Source organism: Caballeronia sp. DA-9 (assembly GCF_051615025.1).
In the GTDB taxonomy this organism is placed as follows: domain Bacteria; phylum Pseudomonadota; class Gammaproteobacteria; order Burkholderiales; family Burkholderiaceae; genus Caballeronia; species Caballeronia sordidicola.
The window spans coordinates 1,176,204-1,191,434 of the sequence record NZ_CP195133.1; the positions used below are offsets into that span (position 1 = coordinate 1,176,204).

The following is a 15,231-nucleotide window of genomic DNA, read 5'->3' on the forward strand; positions in this document are numbered from 1 at the left end:
TCCTTGTGGTTGTGGGCCTGAAGGAGACGTTAAGCCATTTTCGCGAATCCTGCATTGCGCACGCGCTCTGCATGCATCGTGCAGGATTCCCGTTTTTATTCCGTCACGCTAGCCGGGCGTTGCGGACCTCTGCGTGCCTGGCGGTTTTCCGACCAGATACGGATGCGGTCCATGTAGAGATAAACGACCGGCGTGGTGTAAAGCGTCAGCAACTGGCTCACGATCAAACCGCCGACAATTGCGATCCCGAGCGGTGCACGCATCTCCGAACCTTCGCCCGTTCCGAACGCGAGCGGCAACGCGCCAAGCAACGCGGCGGCGGTCGTCATCATGATCGGCCGGAAGCGCAGCAAGCACGCTTCCTCGATAGCCGCGCGTGAAGTCGACGCCCCGTGGCGCTGCGCCTGAATCGCGAAGTCGACCATCATGATGGCGTTCTTCTTCACGATCCCGATCAGCAGGATCACGCCAATCAAGGCAATGATGCTGAACTCGGTCCGAAACAACAGCAGCGCCAGCAACGCGCCAATACCCGCCGAAGGCAGCGTAGACAGAATGGTGATCGGGTGGATATAGCTTTCATACAATATCCCCAACACGATATAAACCGCCGCGAGCGCCGCCAGGATCAGGATTGGCTGATCCTTGGTCGAATCCTGGAACTGCTGCGCCGTGCCCGCGAAACTTCCGCGAACCGTTGCCGGCACGCCTATGGTCGCCATGGTCTCGTAGATTGCAGCGGTGGCGTCCGAAAGCGATTTGCCGGGCGGCAGGTTGAACGAGATGGTCGATGCCACGAACTGGCTCTGGTGATTCACCGACAGCGGTGTATTCCCAGGGCCGAATTTGGCGATGGACGAGAGCGGAATCATGGTTTCCTTCGACGTCGATACCGCCGCGCCCGACGACGAACTCGACTTGCCGCTCGCCGCAATTGCATTGGTCGCGCTGTTGCGAATGGACGCAAGCGCGAGCGCGCTGTTCACGCTCGACGAGGCGTCGGCTGCCGTGGTCGTGCTGGTTGCGCTCGTCGCAGATGAGGATGACGTAGTGGTCGACGCATTCGTGGAGGCCGCGCCGTTCGCCGAGCCGCCCGACGTGCTGATGTAGATCTGCCTGAGCATCTCCGGGTCTTGCCAGTATTTCGGCGCGAGCTCCATCACCACGTGATACTGGCTCAGTTCGTTATAGATGGTGGAAACCTGGCGCTGGCCGAAGGCATCGTACAGCGTGTTGTCGATCTGGGCCGGCTTGATGCCAAAGCGCGCCGCCGTCGCTCGGTCGAAGGTGACAAACGATTCCAGGCCGCCTTGCTGCTGGTCTGAATTGACATCGGCGAGTTCGGGGCGGGCGAGCAGGGCGTCCGTGAGTTTCGGCCCCCACTTATAGAGGTCCGCGGTGGAATCGGCGAGCAGCGTGAACTGGTATTGCGCATTCGATTGCCTGCCGCCCGAGCGGATATCCTGAACGGCCTGCAGGAACGTGCGCGCGCCCGCGACGTTGGAGAGCGCCGGGCGCAGGCGCTGGATCACGGCGTCGGCGGACACCTTGCGGTCTTTCTTGGGTTTGAGCGAAATGAACATGAAGCCCGAATTCGTCTGCCGGCCGCCCGTGAAACCCGCGACGCTTTCCACGGCGGGATCGGCCTGGACGATCTTCATCATGTCGGAGAACTTGCCTTTCATTGCCTGGAACGACGTGCTCTGGTCAGCCTGAATCCCGCCGACAATCCGCCCCGTGTCCTGCTGCGGAAAAAATCCCTTCGGCACGATGATGTACAAATAGACATTCAGCCCGATGGTTGCGAGCAACACAAGCAGCACGATTCGCGGATGTGCCAGCGCCACGCCGAGCGAGCGTCCATAACCGCGCTGCATGGAGTCGAACTGGCGCTCCAGCCAGCGCGAAAAACGGCCTGGCGGCTTCTGGTTGTGCGGTTCGTGCAAGAGCCGCGCGCACATCATGGGCGTGACGGTCAGCGAGACGACAAGCGACACCGCAATGGCCAGCGACAACGTCAGCGCAAACTCCCGGAACAAGCGCCCGACAATGCCGCCCATCAGCAGAATGGGCAGGAACACGGCAACGAGCGAAATGCTCATGGACAGCACCGTGAACCCCACTTCCTGCGCGCCGAGAATCGCGGCTTTCATGCGCGGCACGCCGTTCTCTATGTGCCGCGCGATGTTTTCCAGCACCACGATGGCGTCATCGACCACAAAGCCGGTCGCGATTGTCAGCGCCATCAACGAGAGGTTATCGAGCGAAAAGCCGAGCAGATACATGGCCGCGAACGTGCCAATGATCGATATGGGCACCGCCACGCTCGGAATCAGCGTTGCGCGCCAGTTGCGCAGGAACAGGAACACGACCATCACGACCAGCGCCACTGCAATGATCAGCGTGGCTTCCGTGTCATGCAGCGACGAGCGGATCGTGATGGAGCGATCGGCGGTCGGCGTGATTTCGATGTCGGCGGGAAGGGCGGCCTGGAGTTGCGGAACCATGGCCTTCACGCGATCGATGGTATCGATAATGTTCGCGCCCGGCTGGCGATACAGGATCACGAGAACTGCGCGCTTGCCGTTGATCAGCCCCAGGTTTCGCAGGTCCTCGACCGAATCGACCACTTCGCCCACGTCGCTCAGACGCACGGCCGAGCCGTTCCTGTACGCCACTACAAGATCGCGATACTGCGCGGCCTTGGTGGCCTGGTCATTGGTGTAAAGCTGGAAGTGCGTGCCGTTGAACTCGATTGCGCCTTTCGGACTGTTTGCATTTGCCGAAGCAAGCGCCGCCCGCACATCTTCCAGGCCAATGCCGTAGTGAAACAGCGCGCCCGGTTCGAGTTCCACGCGCACGGCAGGATTCGCCGAGCCGCTCACGTCGACTTCGCCCACGCCCGGTACTGTAGAAAGCGTTTGCTGCAATACGGTCGCGGCGGAATCGTAGAGCGAACCCGCCGTGCGGGTAGGCGATGAGAGCGCCAGGATCAGGATGGGCGCATCGGCGGGATTGACCTTGTGATACGTCGGATTGCTTCTGAGCGAGGTCGGCAGATCGGCGCGCGCCGCGTTGATGGCGGCCTGCACGTCGCGCGCGGCGCCATCTATGTCGCGGTTCAAGCCGAATTGCAACGTAATCCGCGCCGCGCCGACCGAACTCTGCGACGTCATTTCGGTGACGTCCGCGATCGAACCGAGATGGCGTTCCAGTGGACTCGCCACGCTGGTCGCGACCGTTTCGGGACTCGCGCCCGGCAAGCTCGCCTGCACGGAAATGGTCGGAAAATCGACCTGCGGCAGCGGCGCGACCGGCAGCTTGGTGAACGCGAACAAGCCTGCCAGCGCAATGCCGATTGCCAGCAGCGTGGTAGCGACCGGGCGCGCGATGAACGGTTGCGACAGGTTCATGGGCTTACTCCACGTCGGCGACCGGACGGGGCGGCGCGTTCCGGTTGAAGCGCGCACGCACGCGGCGGCCGAGCGAATCGAAGCCGAGATAGATCACTGGCGTAGTGAAAAGCGTGAGCATCTGCGAGACGATCAACCCGCCGACAATGGCCACGCCGAGCGGTCGCCTGAGCTCGGAGCCCGCGCCCCAGCCGAGCATCAGCGGCAACGCGCCGAGGAGCGCCGCCATGGTCGTCATCAGGATAGGCCGAAAGCGCAGCAGACACGCCTGATAGATGGCGTCGCGTGGCGTCTTGCCCTGCTCGCGCTCGGCCTCCAGCGCGAAGTCGATCATCATGATGGCGTTCTTTTTCACAATCCCGATCAGCAACACAATGCCGATGATCCCGATGATGTCGAGATCGTGCCCGGTGATCATCAGCGAAAGCAGCGCGCCGACGCCGGCGGAGGGCAGCGTGGAGAGAATCGTGATCGGATGGATGAAGCTCTCGTACAGCACGCCAAGCACGATATACATGGTGACGATTGCAGCGAGGATCAGGAACAGTTCGTTCGAGAGCGACGCCTGGAACGCGAGCGCGGCGCCCTGGAAGCGGATCTGGAACGACGCCGGCAAGCCAATGTCCTGCTTCGCCTGATCGATGGCTTTCACGGCCGCGCCGAGCGACGCGCCGGGCGCGAGGTTGAAGGACACCGTGGTTGCCGGGAACTGGCCGAGATGGGTGACGAGCAGCGGCGCGGCGCGTTCATGGAACGTCGCGATGGCCGAGAGCGGCACCTGCCCGTTCGACGCAGTCGATGACGGCAGGTAAATGCCGCTCAGGATTTCGTTGTAGTGCGCGTCGGTTGGTTCGTTCTCCAGGATCACGCGATACTGGTTCGATTGCGTGAAGATGGTCGAGATGATGCGCTGGCCGAATGCATCGTAAAGCGCGTTGTCGACCGTGGCCGGGGTGATGCCGAAACGGGCCGCCGTCGAGCGGTCGATTTCCACGTACACCGACTGCCCGTTCTGCTGCAGATCGGTGGCGACATCGGCGAGTTCGGGCGACTGCTGCAAACGCGCTGTCAGCTTCGGCACCCATTCGGCGAACTCGGCCGAATTGGGATCGGTGAGCATGAACTGATATTGCGTCGGGCTGACCGTGGAATCGATGGTCAGATCCTGCACCGGCTGCATGTAAAGCCGGATGCCGGGAATATTCGCCACGTCTTGCTGCAGGTTGCGGATCACGTCGCTCGACGTGCTGCTGCGGTCGTCGCGCGGTTTCAGGTTGATCAGCATCCGGCCGCTGTTCAGCGTGATGTTCGTTCCATCCACGCCAATGAAGGACGTCAGGCTTTCAACGTCGGGATTCTTCAGGATCTGTGCAGCGAGCGCCTGCTGTTGCTGGGCCACCGCCTGATAGGAAGCAGCTTGGGGCGCTTGCGTGATCGCCTGAATCACGCCCGTGTCCTGGATCGGGAAAAATCCTTTCGGAATCCAGATGTAAAGGAGTGCGGTGAATATCAGCGTGAGCAACGCGACCACCAGCGTGGAGCGCTGCCGGTCGAGCACCCACGTCAGCGCGACGGCATAACGCCCGATCACGTAATCAATGAATTGATGCGCGCGCGCGGAGAACCGGTGAGTCTCGGTAGGCGGCGTATGGCGCAGCAGTTTCGCGCACAGCATGGGCACGAGCGTGAGCGAGACGATCGCGGAAATCACGATGGTCACGGCCAGCGTGATCGCAAACTCGTGGAACAGGCGGCCCACCACGTCGCCCATGAACAACAGCGGAATCAGCACTGCAATCAGCGAGACCGTCAGCGAAATGATGGTGAAGCCGATCTGCCTCGAGCCCTTTAGCGCGGCTTCCAGCGGCGCTTCGCCTTCTTCCACGTATCGCGCGATATTTTCGATCATCACGATGGCGTCATCGACCACGAAACCGGTTGCAATGGTCAACGCCATCAGCGAGAGGTTATCGAGCGAAAAACCGCACAGATACATGACGGCGAGCGTGCCGATCAGCGACACCGGCACGGACAAGCTCGGAATCAGCGTGGCCCAGATGTTCGCAAGGAACAGGTAGATCACGAGCACGACCAGCACCACGGAGAGCGCCAGTTCGAACTGCACGTCGCGCACGGACGCGCGAATGGTCGTGGTCCGGTCGGTGACAATGCGCACGTCGAGCGCGGCCGGCAGCGCCGATTGCAGTTGCGGCAGGATCTTCTTGATGCTGTCGACCACCGCGATCACGTTCGCGCCCGGCTGGCGCTGCACGTTCAGGATAATGGCCGGCGTGCTGTCCACCCACGCGCCGAGCTTGGTGTTTTCCGGGCCCGAGACCACGGTCGCCACGTCCGTCAGCATCACGGGCCGGCCGTTCCTGTACGCGACAACCGCGCTCTGGTAGGCGCTGGCGTCGGTAAGCTGGTCGTTCGCGTTGATCGTGTAGGCGCGCGACGGGCCGTCGAAATTGCCCTTCGGCGTATTGACGTTCAAGTTAGAAATGGTCGTGCGCAAGTCGTCGATGTTCAGCCCGTACGAGGCCAGCGCGCGCGTGTTGGCCTGAATCCGCACGGCCGGCCGGTTGCCGCCGCTGACCGACACGAGACCCACGCCCGCGACCTGGGAAATCTTCTGGGCAAGACGAGTATCGGCGAGATCCTGGACTTGCGTGAGCGGCAAGGTCTTCGAGCTGATGGCAAGCGTGATGATGGGGGCGTCGGCCGGGTTCACCTTCGCGTAGATCGGCGGCGCGGGAAGGTCGGATGGCAGCAGATTGCCCGCTGCGTTGATCGCGGCCTGCACTTCCTGCTCGGCGATATCGAGCGGCAGATCGAGACTGAATTGCAGCGTGATGACCGAGGCGCCCGCGGAACTCTGCGACGACATCTGGTTCAGGCTCGCCATCTGCCCGAACTGCTTTTCGAGCGGCGCGGTGACCGCCGTGGTCATCACGTCCGGCGATGCGCCCGGGTAGAACGTCTGCACCTGGATGGTCGGATAGTCGACCGCCGGCAGCGCGGATAGCGGCAGGAAGCGCAGCGCGACGAGGCCGACCAGCATGATTGCCGCCATGAGCAGCGCGGTGCCGACCGGACGCAGAATAAAGGGACGCGATGGATTCATGCGGTATCGGTGCGGTTAATGTGCGTCAATGAGTGCTTCAAGCGTTATTGCGGTTGCGAGCGGTGACGGCCGCGATGCGTGCCGGACGCGCCACGCGCGCCGGAGGCCGCTGACGCCGCCGCTGCACCGGATGCGCCCTTCGGCGCATCGGCCGGAATGGTGATCTTCGCGCCTTCCTTCAGGCGATCCGACCCGTCGATCACCACGCGTTCGCCCACCTGCAGCCCCGTCTTGATGCTGGTGCGTTCACCATCGACAGGACCGATCTTCACATTGCGCACCGTCACCGTATTGTCCGGCTTGACCACGTACACAAACGCGCCCGACGAGCCGTTGAGTACCGCAGGCGTTGGAACGATGGTCGCGTCCTTGATGACATCGACCAGCAGTTTGGTATTCACGAACTGGTTCGGAAACAGCAGCGACTCCTTGTTGTCGAAGCTCGCGCGCAGCTTGACGGTGCCGGTGGTGGTGTCGATCTGGTTATCGACTGTCTCGAGATAGCCGCTTTCCAGCGAGGTTGTATTGGCCCGGTCATACGCCGTCACCGACATCTTCGAGCCCGCGTGCAAGGGCTTCAGGATGGCGGTCAGGTTGTCCTCGGACGTGGTGAAGATGACGCTGATGGGCTGGAGCTGCGTAATGACGACCACGCCGTTCGTGTCGCCTGTGGTCACGTAGTTGCCCGGATCGACCTGGCGCAAGCCGACGCGGCCCGACACCGGCGCCGTGATGCGTGCATAAGTGAGATCGAGCTTGAACGTGTCCACGTTCGCCTGATCCGACTTCACGGTCCCTTCGAGTTGCTGCACGAGCGAAGCTTGCGTGTCCACTTGCTGGCTTGCGATGGAGTCTTGCGAAAGCAACATCTTGTAACGCTTTAAATCGAGGCGCGCGGTTTGCAGCAACGCCTGGTCCTTCGCAAGCGTGCCCTGCGCGTTACGCAACGATATTTCATAGGGACGCGGGTCGACTTGTGCGAGCAAGTCGCCTTTCCTGACCATCTGGCCTTCACGGAACGCGACTTCTTGCAGCGTGCCGTTGATTTGCGTCTTGACTATCACCGATGCCAGCGGCGTAACCGTTCCAAGCGAGTTGATCACTACCGGCATCTCGCCCTGCGTGACTGTCGCAACGTGGACGGGTTGCGGCTGAGCGCCCACGCCCTGGCCACCGCCGCGCCGGCCGCCGCCTGCCTGCCGCGCTTGCTGCGTGTTGTCGGCGCTGCCCCGGTTCCACGGATGCCACACCAGCAAGCCAATCACGATCAGCACCAGCACGACGATCCACAGCAGCTTGCGGCGGCGAGGACGGGATGCGGTCGGATGGGGAGTGGAAGCCTGGGAGGTGGGCGAACGCGGTTCAGTGTGAGGCGGTGGCGCTGGGTGGTTTTTTTGTTCGTCCATCGTTTCAGTGGCTCGGTGAGTCGGTGGGCTTGGAAGCTGTCTTGATGATGCGCTGGCGCACGGCCTGCCTCGGCTTGTGATGACTGTTTAAAGCGTGCCTGGAATCGTTTTGCCTTGATGCCGGTGCACAAGGCCGCGACGCATCAGTTCCGATAATGGCGTCATGGCGCCCCGAAGCGGTCGCGCAAAGCGTTGAATGATAACTTTTGAGCGGTGGCCCGGCGCGCGAAGCATGATGCTACGTCCCGCGCTTCCTTGCAGTCCAGCTATCTTTCTTTCGATTGATTACGAGCGTTACATGAACTTGCTCGTACTGTGAGGAGGGTGTCGCGCGACGTTTCGGGCTGTGCTGAGGCGGTCCGTACTCCTGTCAGGCGCGTGCTGCGGCCTTGTCGACGCATATAGAGACGATCGCGGGTGATCGGTTTTGCTAACTTTATGCGCGCATTGGGGCGCTCGGTGAAATGAAATCGAAAGCTTGGGCTGGACTTTCAACCGGCGGGAAAACGAATGGACGACGCTGCATCGATAGATTAATGCAGCGCCGCTGCCCGGAAACACGCGCTATTCGCTCAGGCGTGCGGTCGGCGTGCCACCGATCTCGTTCGTGATGCTCGCGACACATTCGAGCAGCGCGGGCGCAACGGTCTCGAGCAATGCGTCACGCGGCGCCTGATATTCCGCGCCGCCGCAGTTCACGGCGTAGCGTTGCCCGGACGGCCCCACAAAGCCGGCTGCGACCGCGTTCAGCCCGTGATGCCATTCGCCCGTCGAAATGGCGAAGCCGCGGCGCAGCGCGTCTTCCAAACCCGGCTTCAGACCGCTGTCGATGCTTGGCCAATCGTCGCCAGACGCTGTGCGCAGGCTTTCGACCAGATTGTCCCGGTCGGGCTCCGCAAGCGCAGCCAGATATGCGCGGCCGACCGCTGTACGCCCCAGATCCATGCGCGCGCCCACTTCGAGACGGGACACGAGCACTGCCGAGCGCGGCCGGATCGTATCGATAACGACCATGTCCAGGCGGTCGCGCACCGCCAGATGCACGCTCAAGGTCGTCCTGTCGGCCAGCTTGATGAGGAACGGCCGCGCGCGTGCCCTGATGTCGAAGTTGCGCAGAAAGCCGTTGCTCAATTCAAGGACGGAGGCGGTGAGGACGAATCGCTCGCTGTCAGGTAATTGAAATAATAGATTGGCGCTTACCAAGGTGGCCGTCAGGCGCGAGACGGTTGGTTTGGGGATGCCCGTCCATTCCGCGAGTTCGCGGTTGCTGACCGGCGCGTCGGCGGCCGCAATGCGCCTCAGAACATCCAGCCCTCGCGATAACGCGACGACTTCTTCTCCGTCACGCCCTTTTTCTTTTTCCCGGCTCGGCGGCCGGCTCTCAGTTGTGTGCATTTATTTTTCGGAACTTGGTTTCGTTGGAGGGTCACACGTCGCCAATCCATGATGCTGACCGACGGCGAGCGCCCTCTCGTCGAATCGTATCAACCAGCCGCCGGAAGATGCGTCCGCTGGACCCGTTTTTGTCATTAAACCTGTGTACCGTACCGTTGGATAGTCGCTCATCCCCTGAAATTTCGCTTGACTCGGTTTCGCATAACGTAAAAAATGGAACCCGATTTCGAAAGCACTGGTTGAATACGTATTTTTGCGGCTCCCCAAGGCAATCGATCATCAGCTCTCAGGTTCTAGCACGGCCCTCGGAATGGCTAGAACTTTTAAGGCGCTACGGCAACGTAGCGCCTTTTTTTTATCCGTGTCATATGCTCGCAGCGCTGTAGCCGGACTACAACGTTCGATCCAGCTACTCGCAGATCGGAAATTCAGTACGTCATCCTATTTTTTCGGTCTAACGGTGTCGACGATTGTTTAGTATTTTCCGGTGAACTTCTGAGCGTCGACTGTTGTCCCGAAATCATCCGGTGAGGGTTGATCTCTAACCCATGCGGCCTTTCAAAATACGGAGTACTGCGCGATCTGCGCTGCGCGACTTATCAATGCGCCGAGAACATCTTGCCTGGTTTGAGCAAGCGCGTTCCGCGCCAAGCCCAATAAAGCCCCGCTATTGCGAGCAATGCAGAACTGCTCAGGACCAGGACTGGCGACACATGCTCCGGCGACGGCTCGCTGGTCGCGATGATCAGCGCCGCGAACAAGGCCGCCCCGGCCTGGAAAAAGGCGCGTTTCGCGCGGTTGCGATGCCCCGTAAAGCGCACAGAACGGGAGACAGGCGCACGGGTAAACGGTTCAAAAAGAATCAGTCCGGCGATCAGGGCGACCAGCAAGTTCATGAGGATCATGACGACACTTCGCAATGGAAATCAAGAGTGGTCCGCACTATAGAAAGAGCCGCACATGAAATGAATCAGAAGCGTCTGAAATCGGGTCGAATTGTTAAGATTGCGAGCGACGGGACGTCTGAAAACCTGGCCAAACGGCTAACGGCAGGTCGTGGAGAGGAAGCGGCGAGCAGCGGCGGTTATTATTTGTACGGCGTAGGCGGCTGGATTTCTGGACCGGTGAAGAATGGAAACTGGACGCGCTGCAAAACGCACGTCCCTGAAGGAAGATGAGAAATGACCGCAATGCAGACCAAACGAATTAAACGAATGAACCGGCTGGCAAGCGCGATTGTCGTGATCGGGTTTCTTGCCGCATGCGAAAAACACGACGCGGTGGCAGGCCAGGCCATGGGCGGATGGAATAACGCCGCGAGCCAGGCCGGCCAGAAATTCGATCAGGCAGCCAACTTTGTCGGACAGCACGTCGACTCGGTCAAGCAATCGGCTCAGCAGAATATCCAGTCGGCGGGCACATTGCCGGATCTGTCGGCGAGCGGCGTGGCGGCCACGGCGCGAGCCAACCTGGACGGCGCGGCAAGCGCGACAAACGCGGCGATCGCCAATGCCGCCAGCGATACCGGCGCGGGTTTGCAATCGGCGGGGCGCAGGCTCCAGGCGTGGTCGGCAAGCGGGACGCCCGGGTCCCAGGGCGCGGCGAGCGGAGTGTCCAGCGCGCCGGCCGCTTCATCCGATCCGGGAAACGCACGCGCCGACATGGACAAGTGACGGCGAGCTTCGGCTTGCAACGGTTGTCATCGCAACATTTCGTTACGCGCCTGACCGTTTCGTCTAAAGATAATTCCGGCGCAGCGGCTAAACTGGCGGTCTTTTACACATTCCATACCGCCATGAAGCCAAGCCGAATCCGGGCGCTCGCTGGCGCGCTGGTCTTTGCTGCAGCGGTTTTTGCAGCCCTCACAGGTTTTACGCTCGATGCCTATGCGGCGCCGCCGGCGCTTGCATTGCCATCTTTTCAGGAATTGATCACGCCTAAGGCGGCGTCCGACGCGGCGGCCGTTCCCGCATTCACGTCCGGGGCGTCCGACACGCCCGCGACTCCCGCGACCAATGCGGATCTGACGCGCTCGCTCGACACGGTGATTTCCGCACTCGATAGCGACCGCCAGCGCACCGCGCTCGTTGCTCAGTTGAAGAAACTCCGCGACGCGAAGCGCGATGCCGAGTCGGGTACGCTGCCGCCGGTCGCGGCCACGACCGCCGATGGGTCCACAACAGCGGCAAGCGCCGCAGACGCGAGCGCGGCGGTGGAGTCATCGGCGGCGAGTTCCAGTACGGCTGCGTCCTCCGTGGTGGCGGCCATCACGCCCAAAACGGGGCTGCTCGGTGCGATCGCGTCGGGTTTGTCGAACATCGAAGCGGATATCAGCCGCGGCCACACGCCGCTCAACTACTGGGGCGGCCGTTTGAATGCCGCCGGCAACGAATTGTTCACGATCGTCTCGGGTCAAAGCCGCGAGCCGTTTGGCCGGACTTTGCTCAACTATTTTCTGACGCTGGCTGGCTGGGGCGCGTGCGCCTTCCTGCTCGTGTACCTTCAGCGGCGCATCCACGCCCGCTACAACTTTCATTTCGGGCTGCATCCCAATCCCAGCACCCGGGAGTTGTTGATTTTCACGTTGCGCCGGGTCGGGCCGTATTTGTTCGCGTTCGTCGCGGCGCTCACTTTCGTGCGGATGATGCCGGTTTCGCTCGGCCGCACGCTCGCGATGGTCGCGGCTTACGCGATTGTCGCGGGCGCGATTTTCTCGTCGATCTGCCTGATCATGTTTTCGCTGTTTGGCTCGGCCCATCGCCGGGTGGCGGTCAATGTGCTGATTGTCCATGCGCGCCGGTTGTTGTTTGTGATTGGCACGCTCGGTGCGCTCGGGGACGCCGCCGCCAACTACGACGTCGCGCAGCAGCTCGGCACGAATCTATCCGCGCTGATTTCGACGGTATCTAACATGTGCGCCGCTATTCTGGTTGGTTACTTCGCGCTGGCGTTCCAGCGGCCCGTCGCTCATCTGATCCGCAGCCGTTCCTACGAGCAGCGCAGCCGCCACAAGGCCGCGACCGAAACGTTCGAGGTGTTCGGGTCGCTATGGCATCTGCCCATGTTACTGCTTGTCGCTGTGTCCGTGGTCGGGACGCTGGCGGGCATCGGTACATCTGAAAACGTGCTGCAACTCGATATTGCGAGCGCCGGGCTGCTCGTGATCGGCTTGTTTCTCAGCGCAATCGTATTGCACGTCACTAAGCTGCCTGAACGCAAGACGCGCCGGCAATCCGCCTATGTGCGGCGGCTCGTCAGGTACTTCGGCCGACTGCTGGTGCTGTTTATCTGGCTGGCGTTTCTCGAGTTGTGGTCGCATCTCTGGGGATTTTCGCTCGCGAATCTCGCCGAGGAAAGTGTTGCCGCGCGCGGCATCACGCACGCCGTCAGCGCCATCCTGCTGACCATTTTCGTTTCGTGGCTGGTATGGATCATCATCGATACCGGGATTCAGGAGGCGCTCAATCCCAACGCGCCGCGCGGCAAGGGGCGAGGGCCAAGCATGCGCGCGCGCACCATGCTGCCGCTGATACGTAACGTGGTGTTTGTCGCGCTGCTGACTACCGCCGCCATTGTGACGGCCGCAAATCTCGGATTGAACGTGACGCCCTTGCTTGCGGGCGCGGGCGTGATCGGCCTGGCCGTGGGGTTTGGCGCACAGTCGCTGGTCGCCGACCTGATTACGGGGCTTTTCATCATCATCGAAGACACCATTTCCGTGGGGGATTCCATTGAAGTCGATGGCGGCCATGCCGGCGTGGTGGAGACGCTGACCATCCGGACGGTGCGCCTGCGTGACGGGCAGGGCGCCATTCACGCCATTCCGTTTTCGCAGATCAAGATCGTCAAGAACCTGTCGCGTGATTTCGCCTATGCCGTGTTCGAAGTGCGGGTGCCTTTCTCGGCTGATGTGGACCAGGTGACGCAGATGATCCGCGAAGTGGGCGCGGAGCTGAAAGCAGATTTTCGCTACAGACGCGAGATGCTCGGCCCAATCGAAGTGTGGGGACTCGATCGTTTCGATCCCAACTGGATGGTCGTGAAGGGGCAGATCAAGACACTGCCGCTGAAGCAATGGAGCGTCGCACGGGCGTTCAATGTCAGGGTCAAACGGAAGATGGACGAGATCGGGATGGATGTCCCGGTGCCGCAGATGCAGTTGCGGGTATCGAAGGAATCGTCGGGCAAGGACGCGCCGTGGGAGGAACTGGACGAGGTGAAGGATTTCGCGCCGATGCCGCCAGTCTCCCCAGCCGTTCGCAGCGCCGTCTCGGAGGCCCGTGATATTTCGCACGAGCCTCAGCCCGCGCCGCCGGCAACGGATCAGTCCGTGCAGGTTCCGCCGCAGATTCCGACTGCGTCGGCGCCGGGGAAAGCGTAGCGCTCAGGCAGCTTCTCAGGCAGCTTGCAAGAGGTCGTTCACGTGCGTTGCGATTTGCGCGCCCGTTACGCCATAGACATGAATGGAGACGGCGGTCCGACCCGCCGATGCGTTCCCCAAGCGATGAATCGCACCGCGTCCGGCTCCCACTACTGAAACGGCTCCGCAAGCCCGCTCGTGCTGGCGGGTTTCGACGGCGCGGTGTGCGTCGGCGTCCCATGAGAACAGCGTTTCGGTCAATGTTCCTTCGACCACCGTGTAGGCACACCAGGTGTGATGGCCATGTACCGGACTCATCTGCCCGGCGCGCCACACGAGGGCGGCGACGGCGTAGCGGCCAAGCGGATCGGCGAACAGCAGATGCCGCGTGTAGCCGTCGACGCTGCTTTGACGTTGCGCGGCCGATAAGAGCCCCGGCTCCGCGGATAACTTCGTGAGTGCCGCGCGAACGTGACGCATGAAGTGCGGTGAAGCTGGATCGAGGTGGCACGCGGCGTCGAGCGCATGAGACAACTGCGTGAGCGGCGATTCCATGTTGACGATGTCGGGAATAAGAGGCATGGCGCGAGATCCGGTCGGGATAAGGGGCAGTAAATCTGCATTCGTCGGAAGCTTATTTATACCGGTTTGCTCGTGAAAAAAGTTTCCATATAATTTCGTGAAGTTGGGCAAAAGTAGAATAATTTCCTACAAGGGCGGCTCTGGGCATGGACCTTATCGATCGCAAGTTGCTGGAACTGCTGCAAGAGGATGTCACCATGCCCATCGCGGAATTGGCGACGCGGGTGAATCTCTCGCAGACGCCATGCTGGAAACGCGTTCAGCGGCTGAAGGAGGCAGGCGTGATACGCGCGCAGGTCGCCTTGTGCGATCCGCGCAAGCTGGGCGTGGGAACCACGGTGTTCGTCGCGGTGAAAACCAACCAGCATACGCAGACCTGGGCAGAGGAATTCACGCGCGCCGTGCGGGATATTCCCGAGGTGGTCGAGGTGTATAGGATGAGCGGGGAAACGGACTACCTGATGCGCGTGGTGGTGTCGGATATCGACGACTATGACCGCGTATACAAGTCTCTGATTCGAGCCATTCCGCTGTATGACGTGAGTTCGAGTTTCGCGATGGAACAGATCAAATATTCCACCGCGCTGCCCGTCAGGCCGCCGCTTGGACTTACCGGTAATTGACTGGGCGCCGGCACTGTGGGCCCGGTTTTATGAGATTTATGGCGCGGGCGCCGCAATCCATCTGAAATCAGCCTCGGGTAAGATCGTGCGCTTCGTCCAAACCACCAGAGCCTCGATTTTCATGACCGATGACCGCCGCCACGGCCCGAAGCGCAGGAATCCCACATTCGCGATCAGCATTCTTATTGTGGTCGTAGTGCTGCTCGTGATCGGGACGCTGTTTTTCAACGCGATCCGTGAAAAACGCGACTACGAGCACGAGAACGCAACGCCGGCGTCCAGTACAACAGTGCCCGTCGTGCCCGCCACGGGCGCTTCGCAATAAATG

10 protein-coding genes are annotated in these 15,231 nt (G+C 61.4%); 4 read left to right on the forward strand and 6 right to left on the reverse strand.

Annotation, left to right across the window (positions count from 1 at the left end; all coding sequences use genetic code 11):
- Window positions 1–95: 95 nt before the first annotated feature.
- The 5 genes from ACRWA7_RS21500 to ACRWA7_RS21520 form a co-directional block, all read right to left on the reverse strand.
- Window positions 96–3,413, reverse strand: coding sequence for an efflux RND transporter permease subunit (locus ACRWA7_RS21500; RefSeq protein ID WP_438395945.1), 3,318 nt, complete (start codon window positions 3,411–3,413; stop codon window positions 96–98).
- 4 nt (window positions 3,414–3,417) lie between these two features.
- Complete coding sequence (locus ACRWA7_RS21505; RefSeq protein ID WP_438395947.1) at window positions 3,418–6,537, reverse strand: MdtB/MuxB family multidrug efflux RND transporter permease subunit; 3,120 nt, start codon at window positions 6,535–6,537, stop codon at window positions 3,418–3,420.
- A gap of 44 nt (window positions 6,538–6,581) precedes the next feature.
- Window positions 6,582–7,943, reverse strand: a complete 1,362-nt coding sequence (locus ACRWA7_RS21510; protein ID WP_438395948.1) for an MdtA/MuxA family multidrug efflux RND transporter periplasmic adaptor subunit — start codon at window positions 7,941–7,943, stop codon at window positions 6,582–6,584.
- A 564-nt stretch (window positions 7,944–8,507) separates the two neighbouring features.
- The gene (locus ACRWA7_RS21515; protein WP_060816952.1) at window positions 8,508–9,338 is read right to left on the reverse strand and encodes an IclR family transcriptional regulator; all 831 of its coding nucleotides are present in this window, start codon (window positions 9,336–9,338) and stop codon (window positions 8,508–8,510) included.
- 599 nt (window positions 9,339–9,937) lie between these two features.
- Complete coding sequence (locus ACRWA7_RS21520; protein WP_060816951.1) at window positions 9,938–10,243, reverse strand: hypothetical protein; 306 nt, start codon at window positions 10,241–10,243, stop codon at window positions 9,938–9,940.
- 309 nt (window positions 10,244–10,552) lie between these two features.
- Here ACRWA7_RS21520 and ACRWA7_RS21525 point away from each other — a divergent pair, with 309 nt between their 5' ends.
- Both ACRWA7_RS21525 and ACRWA7_RS21530 read left to right on the forward strand, forming a co-directional pair.
- Window positions 10,553–11,011: a hypothetical protein gene (locus ACRWA7_RS21525; protein WP_438395950.1), complete on the forward strand. Its 459-nt coding sequence runs from the start codon at window positions 10,553–10,555 to the stop codon at window positions 11,009–11,011.
- Window positions 11,012–11,133: 122 nt separating this feature from the next.
- Window positions 11,134–13,719, forward strand: coding sequence for a mechanosensitive ion channel family protein (locus ACRWA7_RS21530; RefSeq protein ID WP_438395951.1), 2,586 nt, complete (start codon window positions 11,134–11,136; stop codon window positions 13,717–13,719).
- Window positions 13,720–13,734: 15 nt separating this feature from the next.
- Here ACRWA7_RS21530 and ACRWA7_RS21535 read toward each other — a convergent pair whose 3' ends face one another.
- On the reverse strand, window positions 13,735–14,280 hold the full coding sequence (locus tag ACRWA7_RS21535; protein WP_438395952.1) for a cysteine dioxygenase: 546 nt from the start codon (window positions 14,278–14,280) through the stop codon (window positions 13,735–13,737).
- 146 nt (window positions 14,281–14,426) lie between these two features.
- Between ACRWA7_RS21535 and ACRWA7_RS21540 the strand changes: the two genes are divergently transcribed.
- Both ACRWA7_RS21540 and ACRWA7_RS21545 read left to right on the forward strand, forming a co-directional pair.
- Window positions 14,427–14,903 (forward strand): Lrp/AsnC family transcriptional regulator, encoded by a 477-nt coding sequence (locus ACRWA7_RS21540; protein ID WP_060816949.1) that lies wholly within the window; start codon window positions 14,427–14,429, stop codon window positions 14,901–14,903.
- Window positions 14,904–15,024: 121 nt separating this feature from the next.
- Window positions 15,025–15,228: a hypothetical protein gene (locus ACRWA7_RS21545; RefSeq protein ID WP_438395954.1), complete on the forward strand. Its 204-nt coding sequence runs from the start codon at window positions 15,025–15,027 to the stop codon at window positions 15,226–15,228.
- Window positions 15,229–15,231 lie beyond the last annotated feature (3 nt).